Here is a 304-nt window from a genome sequence, read left to right as displayed (position 1 = left end):
AGCTGTGCTGGATAACGGAAACATACTGATCAGTTGGTATGACGATAACAACAGTGTCTATGTAAGAGAATTTTCGGTTGATGCATCTGCCGCAACTGCTACTGGAGCTTCTACGCTGATCACGGCTGGAGCAATTCAGGGAGGGCCTGTTGGCACCGCCGCTGATATAGAAGCTTTAACTGGTGGTGGATATGCGATTTCCTGGCATATTTGGAATGGTTCGAAGTATGATTCCTACGGCCGTATTTATGATAATACTGGCTCAATTGTTGTTGAGACCAATAATATTATTGCTGCCAATTCT

The 304-nt window shown here is 44.4% G+C and carries 1 protein-coding gene; it reads left to right on the top strand.

Going from position 1 to position 304, the window contains the following annotated elements:
• Positions 1-304 (top strand): hypothetical protein (locus MF542_RS17915; protein ID WP_247021870.1); only part of this gene is annotated, 304 nt, incomplete at both ends.

This window comes from Kordiimonas laminariae (assembly GCF_023008165.1).
Classification (GTDB): domain Bacteria; phylum Pseudomonadota; class Alphaproteobacteria; order Sphingomonadales; family Kordiimonadaceae; genus Kordiimonas; species Kordiimonas laminariae.
The sequence above is the reverse complement of the archived record's forward strand: the minus strand, read 5'-3'. Positions and strand labels throughout refer to the sequence as shown.